Origin of the sequence: Pseudomonas sp. SAR267 (assembly GCF_052077595.1) — a bacterium.
In the GTDB taxonomy this organism is placed as follows: Bacteria; Pseudomonadota; Gammaproteobacteria; order Pseudomonadales; family Pseudomonadaceae; genus Aquipseudomonas; species Aquipseudomonas vlassakiae.
Map to the genome: position 1 here is coordinate 1,170,350 of NZ_JBQIHU010000001.1, position 25,525 is coordinate 1,195,874.

Here is a 25,525-nt window from a genome sequence, read left to right on the forward strand (position 1 = left end):
TGCCTTGCCGGGGATACGGTGGTTGCATAAATGACAGACAAAGAAAAACCCGGCCGAGGCCGGGTTTTTCATTGAAGCTTCAAACCAATTACTTGGCCTGGGCTTCTACCTGAGCTTCAACGCGACGGTTGATAGCGCGGCCTTCTTCGGTGGCGTTGTCAGCAACCGGACGGGTTTCGCCGTAGCCAACCGACTGAACGCGGCTGGATTCAACACCGTACTGCTGGGTCAGAACCTGCTTGACAGCATTGGCACGACGCTCGGACAGCTTCTGGTTGTAGGCGTCTGGGCCGACGGAGTCAGTGTGACCTTCAACCACGGTGGTGGTCTGTGGGTACTGCTTCATGAAGTCAGCCAGGTTCTTGATGTCGCCGTAGCTGTTTGGCTTGACGACCGACTTGTCGAAGTCGAACTTGACATCCAGCTCAACGCGAACGACTTCGGCAACAGCCGGGCAGCCATCAGCGTCAACGGTAACGTTGGCTGGGGTGTCTGGGCACTTGTCGACGTTGTCGCAAACGCCATCGTTGTCGGAGTCGGAGCAGACTTCAGCAACTGGAGCCGGAGCAGCAGCCACTTTACCACCGCTACCACCGAAGTTCAGACCAACACCAACGGTTGGGCCCCACTCGGTGTTGCCGTCGTCGATGTTGTACATGGCTTCAACGCCAGCACGGGCGAAGAACATGTCGGTGATGTACCACTTGGCGCCAGCGCCAACGTTGGCGAAGGTGGAGTGGTCGCGGCCGCTACGAGTGGCCTGGCCCAGGCTCTCGTGAGCGAAACCGGCGGAAACGTACGGACGCAGAGCATCGCCAACGGTACCGAAGTGGTAGGTAGCGTCCAGCTTGGCCTTGGAACCTTTGATGTCTTTGTTGAAGACTTCGCCACGAGCGTTGTGAGTCTCGTTGTAGCCCAGGTCCAGGGATACGTCGTCAGTCAGGAAGTAACCCAGACGAACACCAGGGTTGGTGCCGTCGTTCTTGAAGTTACGCTCGCTGTCGTAGTACTGCTTGGTCACGTTGCCTTCGACTTCGACCGCGCCTTGGCCTTGAGCCAGAACGCCGAACGAAGTAGCTGCGACGAGCGAGCCAATGGCCAAGCCCAAGGTGTTTTTCAATTTCATCCGTTAAATCCCCATCTGGTGATAGTTAAGCAGTCCCACCAACATCCGGGGGACAACTCGACGGCAAGTCTAGCAGAACTCGCCGATCCGTTAGAGATATTTGCAGAGGGCTAAGTTTCATCAAGCCCTGCAAATTTCTCACGAAGCTTGTCTAGCGCGCGCTTGTAGCGCATTTTCGTTGCGCTCAGGCCCATGTGCATGATATCGGCGATTTCCTGAAATTCCAGCTCCGCGACAAAACGCAGCACCAGAATTTCCCGATCAATCGGGTTCACATGCACCAGCCACTTGTCCAGACCGCCTTTTTCTTCCGGTTTCGGAGCCTTCTCTTCGGACGCCTCTTCAACAGGGTCCAGGCTCAAGGCATCCATCAACCGGCGTTTACGACGCTCCTTGCGGTACTGGGTAATGCATTCGTTGTAGGTAATGCTGTAGAGCCAGGTCTTGAACTTGGACTTGCCCTCGAAGTTCTTCAGACCGTAGAGCACCTTCAGCATCACTTCCTGACAGACATCATCAGCATCGCGGTCGTTCCCCAGATAACGCGCACAGACGTTGAACAGGGTCCGCTGGTAGCGCCGCATGAGCTCCTCATACGCGCGGGTTACGTGATACAGCTCTTCATGCGAACGCGCCACCAACTCCTCGTCGGTGAGTTCGCGGGGGTCGTAACGCATGGGCGGCGAATGAACTTTATTCAAAACGGATCTGGCCGACAGTCAGGTCAATGTCGCCGCTCAACCCCTGGGGCTGATTTCGCGGCGGCATACATTAACAGCTTTTGTACGGTTAGCGGCTATTGACTCGCTGCTCGAGGAGCTCGCGATTGGACAGCGACACCAGCTCGCCCTCATCGGTCAACAGCGTCGTCTTGACTGTGCCGATCTCTTCGATCATTCCTTCAACCTCTCCAATCCGCACCTGCTGGCCGACCTGGTACAGTTCGCGAACATAAATGCCGGCCAGGATCTGCCCGGCGATTTCGCGGCTGCCAAGGCCCATGGCAAGCGCAACGGCCAGACCAACGGTAATCAGCCCGATGACGATCACGTGGTTGAGCAGGTCGGTCTTGACCTCCAGCTGGCTGATGGCCACCGAGATGCTGATGATGATCACCAGGCCCTGGGTGATGCGCCCAAGGCCGGCGGAATATTCCAGGCCGATACCTTCGGCCGCACCACGCACCAGGCCGTTGGCCACCTGCGCCAGCAGCACGCCGGCCAGCAGCACCAGGGCTGCGCCGAACACCTTGGGCAGGTAAAGGGCGAGCATGTCCAGGGTCGCCGAAACCCGCTCCAGGCCCAACGACTCAGCGGCCGAGACGAGGAAGATGAGCAACACGAACCAGTAGACGATCTTGCCGATCAACGTCGAGATCGGCACCTGGATGCCAACCCGGCCAAGCATCTTGGTCAGCCCGGTACCGGCCATGAGACGGTCCAGGCCGAACTTGGCCAGGAGCTTGGAAAGCAGTGTGTCGAGCAGCTTGGCCACCACGAAACCGAGCAGCACCACGACCAGCGCGCCGAACAGGTTGGGGATGAAGTTCGCTACCTTGGTCCATAGGGCGGTCATGGCAGTGACCAGGCTCTGGGTCCAGAGATCGAGTTCCATATTCAATCGGCCTTATCTGCTTTGCTGCCACCGGCAGCGTTGCGGGTAGAGTGTCGACGCACCGGCGCAACGTGCGCCGAGCCATTGTTCACGGCGATCAGCAGCGCCTGGCTCCAGCGGCCAAGCAGGCTGAACAGATCACCGGCACCGACCTGGCGGTTGGCGGTTTTCAGCACGCGACCCAGGCACGCGGCATCGTCTCGCTCCTCACCGGAGGGCGACGCCTTGAGCAGGTCACGCAGTGATTCTTCAAACGGATCGTGCATGGGCACCTCGCGCAGTGTCACTCAGAGACGAGGTGGCCGGGCGATGGGTCACACATCGCAGTGGAACGAATGCTTCATGACGACTCGGCATGTTCATACCCAGCGCAACCGCCGAAACAACCACCACTGCCCCACTGCCAGGCCGAGCACGACGATGCAGGCCAGCAGGAAGCCATAAGGGTTGCTCGCCCCCGGAATGCCGCCGACATTGATGCCGAGCAACCCGGTGACGAAGCTCATGGGCAGGAAGATGCAGGTGATGATGCCGAAGCGGTACATGGTCCGGTTCATCCGCTCGCTGCGCCGGCGGTCTTCGCTTTCCAGCACCAGCGCTGCCCGCTCGCGGGTCAGCTCCAGCTCTTCGAGGTAGCGGATCAGGCTGTTGTTCAGCTCGTTCCAGTAATCGGCATCGGCATCGCAGAACCAGCTCCATTTGCTGCGCGACAGCTGGGCGTAGATCTCACGCTGAGGTGCCAGAAAGCGACGCAAGCCCGCCGCGCGGCGGCGAATCTGCTGCAGGCTGCCGTGCTCCGGTGTATACCGTTCGTCAGATTCAACCTTCTCTTCCTCCACATCGACCAGTTCCGAGAGGTCGCTGACCAGGCTCTGTACCTTCTCGGTCAGTAACTCACCCATCAACAGCAACAGCTCGGACGCCGATTTCGGCCCCCTGCCCTCTTCAAGCTGCTGAAGGATTTCATCGCTGGCACGCAATGGCCGCAAACGCAGCGAAATGACCCGCTGCGCCTGGGCATGAATGCGCACCGACACCATGTCCTCGGGCTCGGCACCCGGGTTGAGGTTGACCCCGCGCAGGAACAGCAACATCTGCTCACCGGCCTGCGGCAACAGCCGTGGCCGGGTGTTTTCCTCCAGCAGCAGGTCGCAGGCGAATTCGCTCAGGCCACTGTCCTGCAACAACCAGGTGCGGGTTTGCGGATGACTGCGATCCCAATGCAACCACAGGCTTTGCTGTGGTTGCAGCTGCAGGCCGTCCAGCTCGGTCCGGGCAATCGAACGCGCGCCACCTTTACCATCGAGCACCAGGGCATGCACCAACCCCCACTGCGCGTTGTCTTCCTCGAACATCAAAGCTCCATCAGCGCGTACTGCGCGTCACTCCGGCATCTTCAGCGGGCTTGGCGAGATGATCACGCCATTGTTGTCGGCATACAGGTACTCGCCCGGGCGGAAGGTGACACCGGCGAAGGTCACGGCCACGTTAAGGTCGCCGATGCCGCGTTTGTCGGTTTTCATCGGGTGGCTGGCCAGCGCCTGTACACCGACGTCGGTCTGGATCAGTACATCGACGTCACGCACGCAACCGTAGATAACCAGGCCTTCCCAGCCGTTCTTGGCGGCCTTTTCGGCGAGCATGTCACCCAGCAGCGCACGGCGCAGCGAGCCACCCCCGTCGACCACCAGGACCTTGCCCTTGCCATCGAGCTCGACCTGCTCCTTGACCAGCGAGTTGTCTTCGAAGCACTTGATGGTAACGATCTGGCCACCGAAGGAGTCGCGGCCACCGAAGTTGCTGAACATGGGTTCGAGCACCTGAACCAGGTCCGGGTAGGCGTCACACAGGTCGGGCGTTACGTAATGCTGCATGGGAAGCTCCTGTCAGTCACAACGAAGGCGGGTATCGGCCAAGGCTACACCGTAGAAGCCGTCGCAGTCACCCGGGACCGGTGTAGGAGCGGCCTTGTGTCGCGAAAGGGCTGCAAAGCAGCCCCGGCATTTCACGCACCGCTGCTGAAATCCAGGGGCCGCCCTGCGGCCCTTTCGCGACACAAGGCCGCTCCTACACGGCACTGACCAACTCAGCCACTGTCGACTCATGCACCGGCAACAGCGGATCACGCAACCAGCGTTCAACCAACGGCCAGACCTGCACCTGCGCCGCCTTGCTCACCAGCATGTCGACATGACCAAAGGCCTCGAACCCCTCTTCACGGCCCAGACGCAGGAACTGCTTGCGCTCCCCGCCCAGCTGATCGAACAGCTTGCGGCAAGCCCATACCGGGTCCTGGAAGTCCCCGGCACCAGCCACGGCCAGCAACGGCACATCCACGTCGGCCAGCCCCGCCCACCAGTCGTTCTGCTTGTCGCCAAAGCGCCCGAACAGGCCATGCCAGCGCATGCTCTCCAGCGCCAGGCCGATCGGCTCGTCCTCCGGCCCACGCTTGAAGCGCGGCCCGGAAATCTGCCCCCAACGCTTGAGCAGCAGTTTTGCCCCCCAGGTCAGCGGAGGCACCTTGAGCGGCCAATAGACCCGGCTGACCTGGGTTCCGAAAAGCGCCACGCTGGCCACCTGCTCAGCCTTTATGAAGCCGCCACCCAAGGCTGCCACCAAGGTAGTGCCACCCAGGGAGTGGCCGACCCAGTGCGGCGCCTGGCCAGACTGCTCACGCACGAATGCACCGATCAGTGGCAGATCGTCGCGGGCATAATCGGCCACGCTGTTGTGCTTCCAGTTGCGGTTACGCGGCGACAGCCCGTGGCCGCGCATTTCCGGGATCCATACGTCGAACCCGGCCCGCGCCAGATAGGCCCCAAGGCCGATGCCCTTGGGCGAGTACCAGAAGCGCCGGTTGGAGAAACTGCCATGCAGCAGAATCACCGGCACACCTTGGGGCCGGCCTTGATCGGCCAGCCCCAGGCGGGTCACGGCCAGTTCGACGCTGGGGTCCGGGCCGTTGCCGGTCTTGATCCGGTACACGTCTTCGCTGAGGTCGCCGCGGCGCTCGGCACTGAGCAAGGCCACGGGAAAAAGGTTGCTGCTGCTTTGCATAAGGTTGCTTGGTGCACAAAAAAGGGCGGGATCCATCACTGGAGCTCGCCCTGGAAAAAACCAGGCGGAAGCGCGCCAGACGCGCCCCCGCAATTTACCGCATCAGGCCGCGCCCTGGCCTTCGGCCAGGAAGAACCAGGTCTCCAGGACCGAGTCCGGGTTCAGCGACACGCTTTCGATGCCCTGCTCCATCAGCCACTTGGCCAGGTCCGGGTGGTCCGACGGGCCTTGGCCACAGATGCCGATGTACTTGCCGGCCTTGTTGCATGCCTGGATGGCGTTGGCCAGCAGCTTCTTCACCGCAGGATTTCGCTCGTCGAACAGGTGGGCGATGATGCCCGAGTCACGGTCCAGGCCCAGGGTCAGCTGGGTCAGGTCGTTGGAGCCGATGGAGAAGCCGTCGAAGTATTCGAGGAACTCTTCGGCGAGGATGGCGTTGGACGGCAACTCGCACATCATGATCACGCGCAGGCCGTTGTCGCCACGGGCCAGGCCGTTTTCGGCAAGCAGGTCGACGACCTGGCTGGCTTCGCCCAGGGTGCGCACGAACGGCACCATGATCTCGACGTTGGTCAGGCCCATTTCGTTGCGCACGCGCTTCAGCGCACGGCACTCGAGCTCGAAGCAGTCGCGGAACGACTCGCTGATGTAGCGCGAGGCGCCGCGGAAGCCCAGCATCGGGTTTTCTTCTTCCGGCTCATACAGCTTGCCGCCGATCAGGTTGGCGTACTCGTTGGACTTGAAGTCCGACAGGCGCACGATGACCTTTTTCGGGTAGAAGGCTGCCGCCAGGGTGCTGATGCCCTCGACCAGCTTCTCGACATAGAAGCCGACCGGGTCGTTGTAGCCGGCGATGCGCTTGTCGACGCTTTCTTTCAGGTCGGCTGGCAGACCGGCGTAGTTCAGCAGCGCCTTGGGGTGCACGCCGATCATGCGGTTGATGATGAATTCCAGGCGTGCCAGGCCTACACCGGCGTTGGGCAGCTGGGCGAAGTCGAAGGCACGGTCCGGGTTGCCGACGTTCATCATGATCTTGAACGGCAGCTCCGGCATGGCGTCCACCGAGTTCTGCTTGACGTCGAAGCCCAGTTCACCCTCGAAGATGAAGCCGGTGTCGCCTTCGGCGCAGGATACGGTCACGCCCTGGCCGTCTTTTAGTACCTGGGTGGCATTGCCGCAACCGACCACGGCCGGGATGCCCAGCTCACGGGCGATGATCGCCGCGTGGCAGGTGCGCCCGCCACGGTTGGTGACGATGGCACTGGCGCGCTTCATCACCGGTTCCCAGTCCGGGTCGGTCATGTCTGAGACCAGTACGTCGCCGGGCTGCACCTTGTCCATCTCGGACACGTCGTTGATCACGCGGACCTTGCCGGCGCCAATGCGCTGGCCGATGGCGCGGCCTTCGACCAGCACGGTGCCCTTCTCTTTGAGCAGGTAACGCTCCATGACATTGGCGCTGGCGCGGCTCTTCACGGTCTCAGGGCGGGCCTGAACGATGTACAGCTTGCCGTCGTCACCGTCCTTGGCCCACTCGATGTCCATCGGGCGCTGGTAGTGCTGCTCGATGATCATCGCCTGCTTGGCCAGTTCGTTGACTTCGTCGTCGCTCAGGCAGAAGCGGGCACGATCGGCACGGTCGACCTCGATGGTCTTGACCGAGCGGCCGGCCTTGGCTTCGTCGCCATAGACCATCTTGATCGCCTTGCTGCCCAGGTTGCGGCGCAGGATGGCCGGGCGACCAGCCTGCAGGGTTTGTTTGTGCACGTAGAATTCGTCAGGGTTGACCGCGCCCTGCACCACGGTTTCACCCAGGCCGTAGGCACCGGTGATAAACACCACGTCACGGAAGCCCGACTCGGTGTCGAGGGTGAACATCACGCCGGCGGTGCCGGTTTCTGAACGGACCATGCGCTGCACGCCGGCGGACAGGGCTACCAGCTTGTGGTCGAAGCCCTGGTGCACGCGGTAGGCGATGGCGCGGTCGTTGAACAGCGAGGCAAACACTTCCTTGGCCGCGCGGATCACGTTGTCGACGCCACGGATGTTGAGGAAGGTTTCCTGCTGGCCGGCGAACGAGGCGTCCGGCAGGTCTTCGGCGGTGGCCGAGGAACGCACGGCCACGGCCATGTTGTCGTTGCCCTGGGACATTTCGGCGAAGGCGGTGCGGATTTCCGCATCCAGGCGGGCCGGGAAATCGGCCTCCATCACCCACTGGCGGATCTGCGCGCCGGTCTTGGCCAGGGCATTGACGTCATCCACGTCGAGCGCATCGAGTGCCGCATGGATCTTGTTGTTCAGGCCACTCTGCTCGAGAAAGTCACGGTACGCCTGAGCCGTAGTGGCAAAGCCGCCCGGCACCGACACACCGGCACCAGCGAGGTTACTGATCATCTCGCCCAGGGATGCGTTCTTGCCCCCCACATGCTCCACATCGTGGACGCCGAGCTTATCGAGGGAAACTACGTACTCTACCAAGGTGATCTCTCCACTAACTGTATTGGAAAAGCTCAAGGGCGCCCGCCTGCCTTCGTTGACTGGGCCGGACGCTTGTGGCCTGTACCTGGAATATAGGTTCGCAAAATATGGCAGAATTGCTGACAGCCGCATTCGGCAAACCGAACTTATCATATCCAAGAAACGTCATCAGCTTAAGGCCCAGATCGCAAATGAAACGAACCGCGTTCTTCATCTCCGATGGCACCGGCATCACCGCCGAAACCCTGGGCCAGAGCCTGCTCGCTCAATTCGAAAGCATTCCGTTCAATAAATTCACTCGTCCATACATCGATAGCCCGGAAAAAGCACGGACCATGGTGCAGCAGATCAATGCCGCCGCAGAGCGCGATGGCATGCGGCCGATCATCTTCGACACCATCGTCAATCAGGACATCCGCGAGATCCTGGCGACGTCGAACGGCTTCATGATCGACATCTTTTCTTCGTTTTTATCCCCGCTCGAGCAGGAACTGACTGCCCATTCGTCGTATTCCGTCGGCAAATCGCACTCGATTGGTGGCAACTCCAACTACATGGAACGCATCGAGGCGGTGAATTTCGCCCTGGACAACGACGACGGCGCGCGCACCCACTACTACGACAAGGCCGACCTGATCCTGGTCGGCGTATCGCGCTGCGGCAAGACGCCCACCTGCCTGTACATGGCCATGCAGTTCGGTATTCGCGCCGCCAACTACCCGCTGACCGAGGACGACATGGAGCGCCTGCAATTGCCGGCGGTGCTGAAGAAGCACCACAGCAAGCTGTTCGGCCTGACCATCGACCCCGACCGTCTGACCGCCATCCGCCACGAGCGCAAGCCAAACAGCCGCTATTCCAGCTTTGCCCAGTGCGAATTCGAGGTGCGCGAGGTGGAGAACCTGTTCCGCCGGGAGAACATTCCCAACATTAATTCGACGCATTTTTCGGTGGAAGAGATTTCGGCGAAGATCCTGGTGGAGAAAGGCGTGGAGCGCAGGTTCAAGTAAGCCTGCACTGGCCTCTTCGCGGGTAAACCCGCTCCCACAGGAAACGCACCAATCCTGAGACTTGGGCAGTGCCTGTGGGAGCGGGTTTACCCGCGAAAGGGCCGGCACAGGAATACAAAAAAGCCCCGGCATCGCTGCCGGGGCTTTCTTTTTACCTCACTACCTGACTCAGGACGGCACCACCGCCGCCTGCCCGCTCAGCGCCAGGTCGACCAGCTCGCGGTTAGCCACCGCGTACATCGCATAGTCGGTGCCGGTGGCGTTGCGCAGGTCGTCGAGCATGGCGCGCCAACGCTCGACCATCACCCGGTGCTGCTCGGCCCACAGCGCCACCCGGGCGTCCATGTCTTGCGGCGCATCGGCCATCTGCAAGACCGAGATGGTGATCGCCCGCTGCTGCAGGTCGATGTCGTCACGGAACGCCTCGCGGGCCAGGGCCTGCCAATTGTTCTCCACCGGCAGGTTGCTGATTTCCTGCAAGTACCAGGTCAGGTCCAGCGCGCTGCCCACGGCGAAGAACGCCTTGGCTACCTGCGCCGGGTCATGGCCCGTTACGTCCGAGGCCTCGATGATCGGCAGCAGGGTGTACAGGTGGGTGGTGCCGGCAACCATGCGCGCCAGCAATTCTGGCACGCCGGCGTCGACGAAGCTCTGGTAACGCACCATCCAGCGCTCGCGGGTCGGGCCTTCCAGCAGCTCGTCGAGCTTGAGCCCCAACTGGGCGATCTTCGGCCCGAAGTGCGCGCTGTCACGCCCGGCATCCTGCTCATTGCGGCGGCTGCGCAGGAACCAGCGGGTGGCGCGGCGGCCCAGGCGCATCAGCTCGTCCATCAAGGTCAGCTGGATCTCCGCCGGCACCTGATAGTCCAGCGCCTCGATCTGGCGGAACCAGTGCGGCAGGTGGAAGATGTCACGCACGATCACATAGGCCCCGGCGACGTTGGCCGGGCTCATGCCGGTCGACTCCTTCAGGCGCTGTACGAAAGTGATACCCATGTTGTTGACCAGGTCGTTGGCGATCTGGGTGCTGACGATTTCGCGCTTCAGGCGGTGACGGCGCATGGCGTCGGCGAACTTGCTGACCAGCGACGGCGGGAAGGCGGTTTCCATGTCGCGGGTCAGGTAGTCATCGTCCGGCACCTGCGACTTGAGCAGCTGCTCCTTGAGGTCGATCTTGCTGTACGAGATCAGCACCGACAGCTCGGCGCGGGTCAGGCCCTGGCCAGCCGCCAGGCGCTCGGCCAGCTGTTCCTCGGACGGCAGGAACTCGATCGCTCGGTCCAGCTTGCCACGGCTTTCGAGGTCGGCCATCAGGCGCTTGTATTCGGCGATCCGCTCGCGGGCGCGGCGGGCTGCCAGCGACAGGGCCTGGGTCTGCTTGTAGTTGTTGCCCAGCACCAGGCCAGCCACTTCGTCGGTCATGCTGCCGAGCAACTGGTTGCGCTGCTTCTCGGTCATATCGCCACCCTGCACCACTTCATTGAGCAGGATCTTGATATTGACCTCGTGGTCGGAGCAGTCCACGCCACCGGCGTTGTCAATGAAATCGGTGTTGGTGGCGCCGCCATGCAGGCCAAATTCGACACGACCGAGCTGGGTCATGCCGAGGTTGCCGCCCTCGCCTACCACCTTGCAGCGCAGTTCGTTGCCGTTGACCCGCAGGGCATCGTTGGCCTTGTCGCCGACATCGGCGTGGCTTTCAGTGCTGGCCTTGACGTAAGTACCGATACCGCCGTTCCACAGCAGGTCGACCGGTGCCTTGAGCAGCGCGTGCAGCAGTTCTGTCGGGGTCAGGCGGTCGGCTTCGATGGCAAAGCGTTCCTTCATCTGCGGGCTGATGGCGATGCTTTTGGCGCTGCGTGGGAAGATCCCGCCGCCTTCGGACATGATACTGGTGTCGTAGTCGCTCCAGGCTGAGCGCGGCAGGTCGAACAGGCGCTTGCGCTCGACGAAGCTGGTGGCCGGGTCCGGGTTCGGGTCGATGAAGATGTGCAGGTGGTTGAACGCCGCCACCAGTTGCAACTTGTCGGACATCAGCAGGCCGTTGCCGAACACGTCGCCGGCCATGTCGCCGATGCCGATCACGGTGATCGGGTCCTGCTGCACATTGATGCCGCGCTCGCGGAAGTGGCGCTGCACACCGACCCAGGCGCCACGGGCGGTGATACCCATCTTCTTGTGGTCATAACCGGCCGAGCCACCCGAGGCGAACGCGTCGCCGAGCCAGAAGCCGTAATCGATGGCGATGCCGTTGGCGATGTCGGAGAAGGTCGCGGTGCCCTTGTCGGCTGCCACCACCAGGTACGGGTCGTCGTCGTCGTGACGCACCACGTTGGCCGGCGGCACCACGCCACCGTCCTTGAGGTTGTCGGTGATGTCGAGCAGGCCGCAGATGAAGATGCGATAGCACGCCACGCCCTCGGCGGCGATTTCGTCACGGCTACCGCCCAGCGGCAGCCGGCGCGGCAGGAAGCCACCCTTGGCGCCGACCGGCACGATCACCGAGTTCTTCACCTGCTGGGCTTTGACCAGGCCCAGCACTTCGGTGCGGAAGTCTTCCTCGCGGTCCGACCAGCGCAGACCGCCGCGGGCGACATTGCCAAAGCGCAGGTGTACGCCCTCGACCCGTGGCGAATAGACGAAGATCTCGAACTTCGGCACAGGCTTGGGCAGCTCGGGAATCAGCTTGGGGTTGAACTTGAAGCTGAAGTACGACTTGTTCTGGCCGTTGCCATCCGGCTGATAGAAGTTGGTGCGCAGGGTGGCCTTGATCAGGTCCAGGTACCGGCGCAGGATGCGGTCCTCGTTGAGCACCTGGACATCGTCCAGGGCGGTGAGGATCGCCTGCTCCAGGCGTTGCTGCTTGTCGTCCAGGTCTTCGCTGGTGAGCTTGCGCGCCAGGTAGAAGCGAGTCTTGAACAACCGGGTCAGCTCGCGGGCGATCTCGGTGTGGTTGTTCAGGGTGCTGGCGATGTAGCCAAGGTCGAAGCCCAGGCGGATCTGCTTCAGGTAACGGGCATAGGCACGCAGCAACGCCACGTCACGCCATGGCAGGCCGGCGGTGAGCACCAGACGGTTGAAGGCATCGTTCTCGGCGTCGCCCTTGACGATGTGGATGAAGGCATCCTGCAGGATGTCGTTGAGCTGCTGGATGTCCAGGTCCAGGCCTTCGCTATAGGTGAAGGCGAAGTCGTGGATCCAGAACTCGCGCCCGCTGGTGTGGCGCAGGCGGTATGGGAACTCGCCGAGTACGCGCAGGCCAAGGTTTTCCAGGATCGGCAGCACGTCCGACAGCGCCAGCGGGGTATCGGCATGGTACAGCTTGCAATGCAGCAGGCGGTCGCCCAGGCGGGTCAGCGGCTGGTAAAAACTCATCGCCAGCGGCTTGTGCTCGGACAGCGCCACCACGTGCTGCAGGTCGACCACCGCCGAATGCGCCGGGAAACGCTCGCGGTAGCCAGCCGGGAAGCCTTTGGGGAAGTCAGCCAGGATGTTGGTGCCCTGGGCTTCGCCGAAGTTCTCGATGACCAGCGCCGAGTAGTCGTCATGCCACGAGCGGCAGGCCTGGATCACTTCGTTTTCCAGTTGCTGCGGGTCGATGTCGATGCGGTTCTTCGGGTCGACCCGCAGAATAAGCTGCACGCGCGCCAACACCGATTCGGAGAAGAAGGTCCAGAACTCGCAATCGCTGGCCTTCAGGCGCTCCATCAACACCTGCTGGATCTTCTGCCGCACTTCGGTGGAGTAGATCTCGCGCGGCACGTAGGCCAGGCAATAGCAGAAGCGCCCGTAGGGGTCCTTGCGCAGGAACACACGGATCTTGTTGCGTTCCTGGATCTGCACGATCGACATGACGGTGTTGAACAACTCGTCGATCGGGGTCTGGAACAGGTCGTCGCGTGGCAGCACTTCGAGCACCTGGGCCAGTTCCTTGCCCAGGTGCGCTTTCGGGTCGAAGCCGGAACGGCGTTCGACTTCGGCGACCTTCACGCGAATGTAAGGGATGGCATGCACGCTCTCGCCGTACACCGACGACGTGTACAGGCCCATGAAGCGGTGCTCCTTGATGACCTTGCCGTCGGCATCGAGCTGGCGGATCGACACGTAGTCCGGGTAGGCTGGGCGATGCACGCGGCTGGGCAGCGCGGCCTTGGCGAACGACAGCAGCAGCGGCTCGTTGAGGTAGGCCACGGCGTAGTCTTCGATGCGCAGTTCTTCCGCCGTCAGGCCCACCCGCAGGCGGCGCGGCAGGCCGAGGAACGACTGTTCGTCGTAGTCCATCTGGCCACCGTTGATGTCGGCCTGGACGGTGAATTCTTCGTAGCCGAGGAAGGTGAAGTGGTTATCCAGCAGCCATTCGAGGAAGGCCTTGACCTCGCCCTTTTCGTGCTGGGCCGGGCCATAGGCGGTGTTCTCCACTTCGGCGACGACTTCACGCAGCTTGGCTTTCATCGGTTCGAAATCAGCCACCGCCACACGCACTTCGGCCAGCACCTGCTCGATCTCGCGGGCCAGCACCGTCAGCTCGGCGGCATTGGCGCAGCGGTCGATCTCCAGGTACATCAGCGACTCGTGGCGCACGCCCTCGCCCTGGGTGCCCTTGGGCAGCAGTTCAAGCAGTTCGCCCTTGGCGCCCCGGCGCACGCTCAGCACCGTGGTCTGCAGGGTGTGGATGCTGTAGCCGCGGCGGTTGAGCTCGGTGCGCACCGAGTCGACCAGGAACGGCAAGTCGTGATGCAGCACTTCTACCACGGTGTGGGTCGACTGCCAGCCATTACGCTCGTAATCGGGGTTGTACACCCGCACTTGCGGGTATTCGGGGTCGAAGCGCTCGATGATGCGCCACGCCGACAGGGTACAGCCGGCCAGGTCCGAAAGCCGGCGCTGGGTGAGTTCGTCCAGAGAGATGATGCCGAAGAACTGCTCGGCGAACAGCGCCACTTGTGGCAGGGACTGTTCGCTGATGTGCTGCGCCAGGGCCGCTTGCAGTTGATGCTGGAAGTCGGCTTTGCTGGCTGCGGTGAAGAACGCCATCTGTGGTACTCCGCTTGGGCTTTGTAATGGTTGAAGCGTCGCGCACGTCCGCCATGTTACGGATCAACGATAGCCAACCCATGGCAAGCCGGACGGTAAAAACCAGACGTTGAACGTGGCAGGCACGTCCAGGGCTCGCCGAAGCTTAACGACTGAGCGGTCATTGCCGCTTGCGAGGCTGCGACAATTTCGGTCAAGGGCTGGCAACTTTACGTTTATGGATGTGTGCAAGGCTGTCAGAATTCCCGTTCAATTCCCTTGACCCGAGTCGCCGTCATGCAAATTCAAACCTCCGTGCTGTTCGCCACCCCTTGCGATGACGAGGAAGACAACATGGCGACCCTGTGCTGCCACAGCGACAAGGGGCAGATGTTTCTGCTGACCCGTTACCCGGACGAAGACACCGTCGACCTGACCCTGGATGACGAGCCGTCGACACTGGATGGGCTGAAAGTGACCTTGAGTGCACAACGCCTGCTGATCGAAGTGGCGGCCGGGGATCGTGATGCGCTGAAAGGGGATGAGGCGCTGGAGATCGTGCTGACTTCGGCGGGGACCGACCTTGAGGAAGTGGCGCTGACCCTGAAAAACATCCTGGATGGCACCGGTACCTTCGTCAGCGAGCTCTGAGTATTCCTGTTCCGGCCTCTTCGCGGGCACGCCCGCTCCCACAGGGATTGTGCAAATTCTGAAACCTGCGCCGTACCTGTGGGAGCGGACGTGCCCGCGAAAGGACCGGATCTGCTTACCGCTTCCTCCCAGGAAGCATTGACAGCCCTGCCCCATCACAGGCATTGTCTGACAACCTGATAACTAGGCAACCGTTTCCATGCTAGAGCTCCAGCGCCCCGACACCCTGGTAGACCGGGTCGTCAGCGCCATCCGCGCCGAGATCGACTCCGGCCGCCTGGCCGCCGAATCGCGCCTGCCCACCGAACAGCAACTGGCCGAACAGCTGAATGTCAGCCGCTCGGTGGTACGCGAGGCGGTGGCGCAGCTCAAGGCCGACGGCGTGCTGATCGCCCGGCGCGGGCTCGGCTCCTACATCTCGCAAACACCCGCCGGTACCGTGTTCCGCTTCCCCGGCAGCAATGGCCGCAAGCCGGACCTGGTGCAGATGTTCGAAATGCGCCTGTGGATCGAAACCCAGGCCGCCGCCATCGCCGCCCGCCGCCGCGATGAGCAGGACCTGGCCCACATGGCCAAGGCCCTGCAGGTAATGCTCGACAAGCGCAGTGACTTCGCCACCGCCTCGGCCGCCGACGTGGCCTTCCACCGAGCGATTGCCGAAGCCAGCAAGAACGATTACTTCGTGGCCTTCCACGACTTCCTCGGTGGCCAGCTGGCCAGTGCCCGGCGCACCGCCTGGGAAAACTCCGCAGCCCACTCGGTGGGTGGTTCGGCCGATGCCAATCGTGAACACCAGGCGCTGTACCAGGCCATAGCCGATGGCGACCGCCAGGCGGCCGCGGCCTGCGCCGAAGCGCACCTGCGTGCCTCGGCCAAGCGCCTGAAGATCGACCTCCCCGCCCTCGACTGACCCCGGAGAAACCGACGTGGCCTGACGCGGGCCTTTTTTACGCATTACTTAGTCTGACAACCTGATAAGCAGATCCACCGACAAGAACACCAAGGTACCCCTGCATGACTTATGACTACTGCATCATCGGCGGCGGCATCGTCGGCCTTGCCACCGCGATGGCCCTGCTCGAACAACGCCCGGGCGCATCCCTGCTGATCCTGGAGAAGGAAGCCAGCCTCGGCCGCCACCAGACCGGCCACAACAGCGGGGTGATCCATGCGGGCATCTACTATGCGCCTGGCAGCCTGAAGGCCGAACTGTGCAAGCGCGGCGCCCAGGCGACGAAGGACTTCTGCACCGAGCACGGCATTGCCTTCGAAGTCTGCGGCAAGCTGCTGGTGGCCTCCAATGACCTGGAAGTGCAACGCATGCAGGCGCTGTACGAGCGCTCGCAATTGAACGGCCTGAACGTCGAGCGCCTGGGTGCGGCCGCACTGGCCGAACGTGAGCCGAACATCGTCGGCAAGGGCGCGCTGTTCCTCGATGCCACCGGCATCGTCGACTACACCCAGGTGTGCAACGCCATGGCCAAGGTGATCCGCCAGGCTGGCGGCGAAGTACACCTGTCTACTCGCGTGCGTGCCATCCAGGAGCACGCCGACCATGTCGCCGTGGGCACCGACAGCCACACCTGGCGCGCCCGCCAGCTGGTGGCCTGCGCCGGCCTGCAGTCCGACCGCCTGGCGCGCCTGGCCGGGGTGAAGATCGACCACCAGATCATCCCCTTCCGCGGTGAGTACTACCGCCTGCCGGCCAGCAAGAACCAGATCGTCAACCACCTGATCTACCCGATCCCCGACCCGGAGCTGCCATTCCTCGGCGTGCACCTGACGCGCATGATCGACGGCAGCGTCACCGTCGGCCCGAACGCCGTGCTCGGCTTCGGTCGCGAGAACTACCGCAAGTTTTCGCTCAACTGGCGCGACGTCGCCGAGTACGCCAGCTTCCCAGGCTTCTGGAAAACCCTCTGGAACAACCTCGGCTCCGGCACCACCGAGATGAAGAACTCGCTGTTCAAGCGCGGCTACCTGGAACAGTGCCGCAAGTACTGCCCGTCGCTGCAAGTAGAAGACCTGCTGCCCTACGAGGCGGGTATTCGCGCCCAGGCGGTGATGCGCGACGGCACCTTGGTGCATGACTTCCTGTTCGCCGAGACCCCGCGCATGGTGCATGTCTGCAATGCCCCGTCGCCGGCTGCCACCTCGGCCATTCCGATCGGCCAGATGATCGCCGCGAAGATCCTCAAGGCCCGCTGAAATCTGCTTCACCCACAACTACAAAGACAATAAGGAACCCCCCATGTCGGTACATGAGGCGGCCCCGGCCGCGCACGAGACCCCGCAACAGCAACGCAAGCGCCTGCGCAAGGTGGCGGCGGCGACCATCTTCGGCTCGATGCTGGAGTGGTACGACTTCTACCTTTACGCGACGATGGCCGCGATCGTGTTTTCGAAGATCTTCTTTGATGCCAGCAACCCGGCGGTGGCCTCGCTGCTGGCCTTCTCCACCTTCGCCATCGGCTTCATTGCCCGCCCCTTCGGCGGCATTCTGTTCGGCTACCTGGGCGACCGTTTCGGGCGCAAGCATGTGCTGGTGATCACCTTTTGCATGATGGGCGTGTGCACGGCGCTGATCGGGCTGATCCCAAGCTACGCCAGCATCGGCATCTGGGCACCGATCCTGCTGGTGGTGATCCGCATCATCCAGGGCCTGGGCGCGGGTGCCGAGCTGTCCGGCGCGGCGGTGACCTCCTATGAACATGCCAGCGAAGGCAAGCGCGGCAGCCAGGGCGCCTGGCCGGCGCTGGGGCTGAACCTGGGGCTGCTGCTGTCGTCGCTGACGGTGTACCTGCTGACCATGAACGGTAACGAATTCCTCCTGGCCGGTGGCTGGCGCATCCCGTTCATCGCCAGCATCGCCCTGGTGGCGATCGGCCTGTGGGTGCGCAAGAGCATCCCGGAGACACCGGACTTCAAGGAGCTGGACAAGGCCGACAGCAGCAAGCCACAGGTGTCGCCATTGAAACTGCTGTTCAGGAACGACCTCAAGGGCCTGGCCGTGGTGTTCTTCGTGGCCATCGGCTACAACGCCCTGAGCTACATCTTCAAGACCTTCTCGCTGGCCTACCTGACCCAGTTCAAGGGCGTGGAGGCGCATGTCACCTCGCTGTCGGTGACCATCGCCAGCCTCGTGGCGATATTCGCCGTGCCGTTCTTCGGCTGGCTGTGCGACCGCTGGAGCAGCAAGACCGTGCTGATGCTAGGCGGGGTGCTGTCGGCAGTGTTCGCCTACCCGTTCCTGCAACTGCTGGGCACTGGTGAGCCCACCCAGATCTACATCGCCATCGCGATCGGCACCGGCATCCTCGCGCCGATGATGTTTGCCCCGCAAGGTTCGTTCCTCAGCCGCCAGTTCCCGACCCAAACGCGCGCCTCGGGCTTCGGTACAGGCCGTGAGATCGGCACGGCGGTGGCCGGTGGCCTGGCACCGCTGGGCGGCCTGGCCCTGGTGGCCGGCTCGGCGACCCATTCCACCGATGGTGTAGCGCTGATCCTGGCAATCGCCGGGGTGCTGGTCGTGGTGTTCGCCCTGTGCGACCAGGGGCGCAAGCACTCTGCCTCGAAGAACTGAGCCGATAAGCGTGCGGGCGCGCCCTGCAGCGACTGTGGCAGCGATAAAAATCCCGCCCTTCATTGGTCGGCGCCCCCCTGGATAGATTAAAGTATCAGCCCCTGCCAGGTCGTCCGCGACCTGGCGCAAACCCAGGAACCGCCACCGATGGAACACCGTGAAGCGCTGATCGCGCTACGCACCTTTCTTTCCTCCCAGATCCTAGGCCAGGAGAAGCTGGTCGAGCGGCTGTTGATCGTGCTGTTGGCCGACGGCCACATGCTGGTCGAAGGGGCCCCGGGTCTGGCCAAGACCAAGGCCATCAAAGAGCTGGCCGAAGGCATCGAGGCGCAGTTCCATCGCATCCAGTTCACCCCCGACCTGCTCCCCGCCGACATCACCGGCACCGAGATCTATCGCCCGGAAACCGGCAGCTTCGTGTTCCAGCAGGGGCCGATCTTCCATAACCTGGTGCTGGCCGATGAAATCAACCGTGCCCCGGCCAAGGTGCAGTCGGCGCTGCTCGAAGCCATGGCCGAACGCCAGGTCAGCGTGGGCCGCAGCACCTACGACCTGTCGCCGCTGTTCCTGGTGATGGCCACACAGAACCCGATTGAGCAGGAAGGCACCTACCCGCTGCCCGAAGCCCAGCTCGACCGCTTCCTGATGCACGTGAAGATCGGCTTCCCCGATGCCGCCGTAGAGCGCCGTATCCTCGCCCAGGCCCGTGGCGAAGCGCTGGGCGGCGAAGTGAAGCCCGAGCGTCGGGTCAGCCAGCAGGCAATCTTTGCCGCACGCAAGGAAATCCTCGGCCTGTACATGGCCGACGCCGTGGAGGAATACCTGGTGCAACTGGTGATGGCTACCCGCACCCCGGCCAAGTTCGATGCCGAGTTGGCCGACTGGATCGCCTACGGTGCCAGCCCGCGCGGCTCGATCGCGCTTGACCGCTGCGCCCGTGCCCATGCCTGGCTGGCCGGGCGCGACTTCGTCAGCCCCGAGGACATCCAGGCGGTGCTGTTCGATGTGCTGCGCCACCGCATCATCCTGTCGTTCGAAGCCGAAGCCGCAGGGATCGATCAGGACCGCGTGGTCCAGCGCATCCTCGACGTCGTGGCCGTCGCCTGACCCATGCCCACCGCGCTGCAGGCCGAACCCGGCATCCGCATCGGCCTCGCCGAACTGATCGACATGCGCCACCGCGTGCGCGAGATCCAGCTGTTTTCCCGCCCGGGCCAGCGCAGCCCGCTGGTCGGCCTGCACCATTCCAAACTGCGCGGGCGGGGCGTGGACTTCGACCAGGTGCGCGTGTACCAGGCCGGTGACGATGTACGCAACATCGACTGGCGCGTCACCGCACGCACCCAGGAACCGCACACCAAGCTGTTCCACGAAGAACGCGAACGGCCGATTTTCATCCTCGTCGAGCAGAGCCAGCGCCTGTTCTTCGGCTCGGGACTGATGTTCAAGTCGGTGCTCGCAGCCGAAGCTGCCGCGCTGTTCGGCTGGGCCGCGCTGGGCCACAACGACCGTATCGGCGGGCTGGTGTTCGGCGATAACGAGCACCACGAGATCAAACCCCGGCGCAGCAAGCAGAGCCTGCTGCAGCTGCTCAACCGCCTGGCCAAGGTCAACCAGGCCCTGCACACCGAAGCCGCGCCCCAGGCCGACAGCCTTGGCCTGGCCCTGCGCCGCGCCCGTGAGGTGTTGCGCCCTGGCAGCCTGGCCATTGTCATCTGCGACGAACGCTCGCTCAGCGCCCAGGCCGAGCAACACCTGGCCATGCTCTCGCGCCATTGCGACCTGCTGCTGATGCCGGTGTCCGACCCGCTCGACCACGCCCTGCCCGCCGCCGGCCTGCTGCGCTTCGCCCAACGCGGCGCGCAGCTGGAGCTTGACACCCTGGACGCCAACCTGCGCCAGGCTTACCGTCACCAAGCCGAAGCGCGCATCGAGCGCTGGGAGCTGATGGCACAGAAGCTGCGCGTGCTGCTGATGCCGCTGAGCACCCAGAGCGAGATGATCGAACAACTGCGCGAATACCTGAACGCCCAGCGCCCCGGGAGTGGCCAGTGAACCCGCTGGACCAGCTGCAACCGCTGATCGCACCGCCAGCGATCGGCCTGTGGCCGCCGGCACCGGGCTGGTGGCTGTTGCTTGCGCTGTTGCCGCTGCTGGTCTGGGGCTTGTGGCGGTTGCGCCGCTGGCGGCCGGGCAAGCGCCCGGTGGTACGCGCCGAGTTGCCGCTCGACCCGGTGCGCCTGGAAGCGCTGGCCGAACTCGCCCGCCTGCCGCGCCCCTACGACGGCGCACCGGCCGGCGCCTGGCTGCAGCAGATCAACGCCCTGCTCAAGCGCCTGTGCCGCAACCACTACCCCGGTGCCAACAGCCATACCTTGAACGGCCGCCAGTGGCTGGCCTTTCTCGACAACCGCTGCCCGGCCGCCGGCCTGACCCGCTGGATGGTGCTGGTCGAAGGCGCCTACAAGCCCGAGTGCAAGCTCGACGACAAGGCTATCGTCGGGCTCAGCCAGGCGGTCGAAACCTGGATTCGCAAACATGTTTGAGCTGGCCTGGCCGTGGATCTTCGTGTTGCTGCCGCTACCGTGGCTGGCGCGCCTTTTGCTGCCCGCCGCCGACAGCGGCGAGCCGGTGCTCAAGGTCGGTTTCCTCGACGAACTGGAGGGCCTGGCCGGGCGCCGCGCACGGCTGAACCTGCCGACCCTGCGCCAACAGGCACCGTATGTGGTGATCTGGCTGTTGCTGCTGCTGGCCGCCGCGCGCCCGCAATGGCTTGGCGAGCCGGTGCCGGTGGCCTCCAGTGGCCGCGACCTGCTGGTGGCAGTGGATGTCTCGGGCTCGATGGACTTCCCCGACATGCAGTGGAAAGACGAAGACATCAGCCGCCTCGACCTGGTCAAGGCACTGCTCGGCGACTTCCTGCAAGACCGCGAAGGCGACCGTGTCGGCTTGATCCTGTTTGGCAGCCAGGCTTACCTGCAAGCCCCGCTGACCTTCGACCGGCGCACCGTGCGCACCTTCCTCGACGAGGCGCAGATCGGCATCGCCGGCAAGAACACCGCCATCGGCGACGCCATCGGCCTGGCGGTCAAGCGCCTGCGCCAGCGCCCGGCGCAAAGCCGGGTACTGGTGCTGGTCACCGATGGTGCCAACAACGGCGGGCAGATCCACCCACTGACAGCCGCCCGCCTGGCTGCCCAGGAAGACGTGCGCATCTATACCATTGGTATCGGCGCCAACCCCGAGGCCAGCGGTACCCCCGGCCTGCTCGGCCTGAACCCGAGCCTGGACCTCGACGAAGCGTCACTCAGGGAAATTGCCGAAATCACCCACGGCGCCTACTTCCGCGCCCATGACGGCGCTGAGCTGAACGCCATCGGCGATACCCTCGACCAGCTTGAACCGGTGGCCCAGCAGCCAACCCAAGCGCGTACGGCCAAAGCCCTGTATGCCTGGCCGCTGGCCTTGGCCCTGCTGCTCAGCGTGTTGCTGGTGGTGGCAGTGCAATGGCCCGACAACCTGCTGCACAAGGTGCTGCGCAGACCCCGCTTCCTGCAGCCCCATCCGGAATGGCGCCAGCGCCTGAAACGCCTGCGCCTGAGGAAACGGCGATGATCGATCTCTGGCCACAATGGTTGCGCCCGCTCTGGCTGCTGGTCGTGCCCCTGCTCGGCTGGCTGCTGTTCAAGCTCTGGCACCGGCGCAAACGTGCCGGGCGCTGGCAGATGATCCTGCCGCCAGCGTTCCACCCGGTGCTGCTCGGCGGTGGCAGCGGCAGCAACAGCAAGCTGCCCTGGGTGGCCCTGGGCCTGGCCTGGTTGCTGGTGGTGCTGGCCCTGCTCGGGCCGAGCTGGCAGCGCCTGGAAGAAACCCGCCAGCGCCCCGCCGACCCGCTGGTGATCCTGCTCGAACTGACCCCGCAGATGCTGGCCGAGGATGTTACGCCCAACCGCCTGGAACAGGCGCGACGCAAGATCCTCGACTTGCTCGAACACCGCAACGACAGCCAGACCGCGCTGATCGTCTACGCCGGCAGTGCGCACACGCTGGTGCCGCTGTCGGATGACCTCGGCACCACGCGCAACCTGCTGGAAGCCATCGACCCATCGATCATGCCCAAACCGGGCCAACGCGCCGACCTTGCCGTGCAAAAAGGCCTGGCCCTGCTGGCGCAGAGTGGCCTCGGCCAGGGCCGTCTGCTGCTGGTCGGCTCGGCGCTGAGCGCAGCGGAGCGCCAAGGCATCAGCCAGGCCCTCGGCCGCCAGGGCCCGAGCCTGCTGATGCTTGGCATCGGCACCGGCGACGGCGCGCCGGTGCGCCAGGCCAATGGCGAATACCTCAAGGATGACCAGGGGGGCATCCTCCTGCCACGGCTCGACAGTGCCAGCCTCAAGGCCTTCATCAGCGGCACCGGCGGGCGCTACCGCCATGCCCGCATCGACGACCTCGACCTGCGCGGCCTTGGCCTGTTCGACAACCCGCGCCGCCTGCACGATGCCGGCCAGACCCTGCAGCTGGACAGCTGGGCCGACCAGGGCTACTGGCTGTTGCTGCCATTGTTGTTGCTGGCCGCCTGTGCCGGGCGCCGCGGCTGGCTGTTCTGCCTGCCGCTGCTGCTGGCCCTGCCACAACCGAGCCAGGCCTTCGAGTTCAACGACCTGTGGCTGCGCCCCGATCAACAGGGCCAGATGCTGTTGGGCAAGCAGCGCCCGGCAGACGCCGCCCGGCATTTCCAGGACCCGCAATGGCGCGGCATGGCGCTGTACCAGGCCGGCGACTACGCCGCTGCCGCCGAAGCCTTCGCCCAGGGCGACAGCGCCGCAGCCCACTGCAATCGAGGCAATGCCCTGGCCCGTAGCGGCGAGCTGGAAGCCGCCCTGGATGCCTACGAACAGGCCCTGGAGCGCCAGCCCGACCTGCAGCCGGCACTGGCCAACCAGGCGCTGGTGCAACAGTTGCTGCAGCAACGCGAGGCCCAGGCCGAGGAACAACCGGCCGAGAGCGACGCCCAAGGCACTCCGGGCAGCGAAACCGAAGGCAACAGCAGTTCGGCCAGCAGCCCTGCCCAGGGCACGCCTGCGAGCGAAGAACAGGCCAGCGCCGAACAACCCGGTGAAGGCACCAACAACAGCCAGGCGGCGCCTGGCAACCAGGGCGGCGATGACGACAGCATCACCCAGCCGCCGCAGCGCCCGGTATCGACCAGCCTCGATGCCGAGCAGCGTCAGGCTCTGGAACAATGGCTGCGCGAGATCCCCGACAACCCGGCGGAGCTGTTGCGGCGCAAATTCTGGTATGAACAGCAATTGCATCAGGAAAACACACGATGAGTCGCTTCGGCGTCTTTGTTCTTGGCCTGTTGTGGGCCATCATGGCCCAGGCCCTACCCACGCTGCAGGCCAGCGTCGACCGCACGCGCCTGGAGGCCGGCGAAACCCTCGAACTGACCCTCGAAAGCCAGGACGTGACCCAGTTCGGCAAGCCTGATTTGCGTGCCCTGGAAGGCGACTTCGAAGTGCGCGGCACGCGCCAGTTGAACAGCTTGCACACCCTCGACGGCGAAACACGCGCCAGCACCCGCTGGATCATTACCCTGCTGCCCCGGCGCAGCGGCAGCCTGCGTATTCCCGAGCTGCAACTGGGCCAGTCGCACAGCCAGGCCATCGACCTGCAAGTGCTGCAGGCCGACAGCAGCCGCCCGGAAGTCGCCTCGCAAGTCTTCGTCGAAGCCACCCTGGACAGCAACGAGGTGTACGTCCAGGCACAGGCCGTGCTGACCCTGCGCATCTACCACTCGGTGTCGCTGTACGACGACAGCAGCCTGAGCCCACTGCAGCTGGAGAATGCCAAGGTCGAGCCGCTGGGTGAGTCGCGCACTTACGAGAAGGAAATCAACGGTGTGCGCCACGGGGTGATCGAAACCCGCTACGCGGTGTACCCGCAGCAGAGCGGCGACCTGGACATCCCGCCGCTGACCTTCACTGCCACCGCCGCCGACAACAGCCAGCAACCTGCCAGCACCGCCCGGGTCGGCCGCCAGGTGCAGGTCAGTTCGCTGCCGCTACGCCTGGCAGTACGCCCCATCCCCGCTACCTGGCCGGCCAACGTGCCCTGGCTGCCGGCGCGAGGCCTGAGCCTGGAAGAACACTGGAACCCAGACCCGGCGAGCCAGCAACCTCAGATTGGCGACTCATTGACGCGCAGCATCACCCTGCGCGCCGAAGGCCTGTCGAGCACCCAGCTGCCACAACTGCCCGCCACCGAGATCGTCGGCCTGCGCCGCTACCCGGACCAGCCGGTGCTGCGCAACGAGATCAACGAACGCGGCATGACTGCCAACCGCGAAGAGCGTGAAGCGCTGGTGCCGACACACAGCGGCAAGCTGGCCCTGCCGGCCGTGGAAGTCACTTGGTGGAACACCCGCGAAGACCATCTGGAGCACAGCAGCCTGCCGGCGCGCATGCTGGATGTGTTAGACAACCCGGCGCTGAGCGCCGACTCCCCGGTTGGCGACCTTGGCGGTGCGAATCAGCTGCTGTGGCCCTGGCAGCTCGCCACCCTGCTGTTCGCCCTGACCACCGTGCTCGGTTTCGCCCTGTGGTGGCGCGCCCGCTCGCAACCAGCAGTGCTGCGTGCTGCGCAGAACGGGCCGAGCCCGCGGACTTTGCTGGATGACCTCAAGCGCGCATGCCAGGCCAACGACCCACAGGCTACCCGCCAGGCGCTCGATGCCTGGGCGCGGCAGCAGCCGGAGACCCTGGCTGAGATGGCGGCGCGGTTCGTGCCGTTGTCGGATGCGCTGGACGGGTTGAACGGGGCGCTTTATAGCGAGAGTGGGCAGTATTGGCAGGGGGAGGATCTGTGGCGGGCGATCGGCACGATTCCGCCGGCGGAGCAGGTATTGTTGCCTGCGGGCGAGAGTGGGAGTTTGCCGCCGCTTTATCCGAAGTGAGGGTTTGGGTTTGGAAGTCATGCCTTGGGATCTTCAGCGCT

20 protein-coding genes are annotated in these 25,525 nt (G+C 63.9%); 11 read left to right on the forward strand and 9 right to left on the reverse strand.

What is annotated here, in order from left to right; genetic code table 11:
* Positions 1-88: 88 nt before the first annotated feature.
* The 8 genes from ACTORR_RS05800 to ppsA all read right to left on the reverse strand — a co-directional run bounded on the left by ACTORR_RS05800 (position 89) and on the right by ppsA (position 8,275).
* Complete coding sequence (locus ACTORR_RS05800) at positions 89-1,126, reverse strand: OmpA family protein (protein WP_054883443.1); 1,038 nt, start codon at positions 1,124-1,126, stop codon at positions 89-91.
* Between the two features lie 110 nt (positions 1,127-1,236).
* Positions 1,237-1,803, reverse strand: coding sequence for an RNA polymerase sigma factor SigX (gene sigX / locus ACTORR_RS05805; RefSeq protein WP_033696348.1), 567 nt, complete (start codon positions 1,801-1,803; stop codon positions 1,237-1,239).
* A gap of 112 nt (positions 1,804-1,915) precedes the next feature.
* Positions 1,916-2,740: a mechanosensitive ion channel family protein gene (locus tag ACTORR_RS05810; protein WP_054883442.1), complete on the reverse strand. Its 825-nt coding sequence runs from the start codon at positions 2,738-2,740 to the stop codon at positions 1,916-1,918.
* A gap of 2 nt (positions 2,741-2,742) precedes the next feature.
* On the reverse strand, positions 2,743-3,006 hold the full coding sequence (locus ACTORR_RS05815; protein ID WP_054883441.1) for a hypothetical protein: 264 nt from the start codon (positions 3,004-3,006) through the stop codon (positions 2,743-2,745).
* 93 nt (positions 3,007-3,099) lie between these two features.
* Positions 3,100-4,095, reverse strand: coding sequence for a zinc transporter ZntB (locus ACTORR_RS05820; protein WP_099815561.1), 996 nt, complete (start codon positions 4,093-4,095; stop codon positions 3,100-3,102).
* A gap of 27 nt (positions 4,096-4,122) precedes the next feature.
* Positions 4,123-4,614, reverse strand: a complete 492-nt coding sequence (gene rraA, locus ACTORR_RS05825; RefSeq protein WP_054883439.1) for a ribonuclease E activity regulator RraA — start codon at positions 4,612-4,614, stop codon at positions 4,123-4,125.
* A 193-nt stretch (positions 4,615-4,807) separates the two neighbouring features.
* Entirely contained in the window at positions 4,808-5,797 is a 990-nt protein-coding gene (locus tag ACTORR_RS05830) for an alpha/beta fold hydrolase (RefSeq protein ID WP_313365226.1), read from the reverse strand.
* Between the two features lie 102 nt (positions 5,798-5,899).
* Entirely contained in the window at positions 5,900-8,275 is a 2,376-nt protein-coding gene (gene ppsA, locus ACTORR_RS05835; RefSeq protein ID WP_099815559.1) for a phosphoenolpyruvate synthase, read from the reverse strand.
* A gap of 191 nt (positions 8,276-8,466) precedes the next feature.
* Between ppsA and ppsR the strand changes: the two genes are divergently transcribed.
* Positions 8,467-9,285 carry a posphoenolpyruvate synthetase regulatory kinase/phosphorylase PpsR gene (gene ppsR / locus ACTORR_RS05840; protein WP_054885785.1) on the forward strand — a complete coding sequence of 273 codons (819 nt, stop codon included), beginning with the start codon at positions 8,467-8,469 and terminating at the stop codon, positions 9,283-9,285.
* Between the two features lie 168 nt (positions 9,286-9,453).
* Here ppsR and ACTORR_RS05845 read toward each other — a convergent pair whose 3' ends face one another.
* A complete protein-coding gene (locus tag ACTORR_RS05845; protein WP_054885784.1) occupies positions 9,454-14,319 on the reverse strand; it encodes an NAD-glutamate dehydrogenase in 4,866 nt (1,621 codons plus the stop codon).
* Between the two features lie 276 nt (positions 14,320-14,595).
* On the opposite strand from ACTORR_RS05845, the gene ACTORR_RS05850 reads away from it, so the two are divergent.
* The 10 genes from ACTORR_RS05850 (at position 14,596) to ACTORR_RS05895 (ending at position 25,484) form a co-directional block, all read left to right on the forward strand.
* On the forward strand, positions 14,596-14,949 hold the full coding sequence (locus tag ACTORR_RS05850) for a hypothetical protein (RefSeq protein WP_054885783.1): 354 nt from the start codon (positions 14,596-14,598) through the stop codon (positions 14,947-14,949).
* A 199-nt stretch (positions 14,950-15,148) separates the two neighbouring features.
* Positions 15,149-15,859: a FadR/GntR family transcriptional regulator gene (locus ACTORR_RS05855; protein WP_313365509.1), complete on the forward strand. Its 711-nt coding sequence runs from the start codon at positions 15,149-15,151 to the stop codon at positions 15,857-15,859.
* 104 nt (positions 15,860-15,963) lie between these two features.
* Complete coding sequence (gene lhgO, locus ACTORR_RS05860) at positions 15,964-17,157, forward strand: L-2-hydroxyglutarate oxidase (RefSeq protein WP_099816046.1); 1,194 nt, start codon at positions 15,964-15,966, stop codon at positions 17,155-17,157.
* Between the two features lie 43 nt (positions 17,158-17,200).
* On the forward strand, positions 17,201-18,532 hold the full coding sequence (locus ACTORR_RS05865) for an MFS transporter (RefSeq protein WP_054885780.1): 1,332 nt from the start codon (positions 17,201-17,203) through the stop codon (positions 18,530-18,532).
* A gap of 147 nt (positions 18,533-18,679) precedes the next feature.
* A complete protein-coding gene (locus ACTORR_RS05870; protein WP_027919334.1) occupies positions 18,680-19,639 on the forward strand; it encodes an AAA family ATPase in 960 nt (319 codons plus the stop codon).
* Between the two features lie 3 nt (positions 19,640-19,642).
* Positions 19,643-20,587, forward strand: coding sequence for a DUF58 domain-containing protein (locus tag ACTORR_RS05875; protein ID WP_054885779.1), 945 nt, complete (start codon positions 19,643-19,645; stop codon positions 20,585-20,587).
* On the forward strand, positions 20,584-21,078 hold the full coding sequence (locus ACTORR_RS05880; RefSeq protein ID WP_027919336.1) for a DUF4381 domain-containing protein: 495 nt from the start codon (positions 20,584-20,586) through the stop codon (positions 21,076-21,078). The genes ACTORR_RS05875 and ACTORR_RS05880 overlap by 4 nt, the downstream gene beginning before the upstream one ends.
* The gene (locus tag ACTORR_RS05885; protein ID WP_054885778.1) at positions 21,071-22,147 is read left to right on the forward strand and encodes a vWA domain-containing protein; all 1,077 of its coding nucleotides are present in this window, start codon (positions 21,071-21,073) and stop codon (positions 22,145-22,147) included. Before ACTORR_RS05880 ends, ACTORR_RS05885 begins: the two co-directional genes overlap by 8 nt.
* On the forward strand, positions 22,144-23,862 hold the full coding sequence (locus tag ACTORR_RS05890; protein ID WP_313365865.1) for a tetratricopeptide repeat protein: 1,719 nt from the start codon (positions 22,144-22,146) through the stop codon (positions 23,860-23,862). Before ACTORR_RS05885 ends, ACTORR_RS05890 begins: the two co-directional genes overlap by 4 nt.
* Positions 23,859-25,484 (forward strand): BatD family protein, encoded by a 1,626-nt coding sequence (locus ACTORR_RS05895; protein WP_313365866.1) that lies wholly within the window; start codon positions 23,859-23,861, stop codon positions 25,482-25,484. Before ACTORR_RS05890 ends, ACTORR_RS05895 begins: the two co-directional genes overlap by 4 nt.
* Positions 25,485-25,525: the final 41 nt, after the last annotated feature.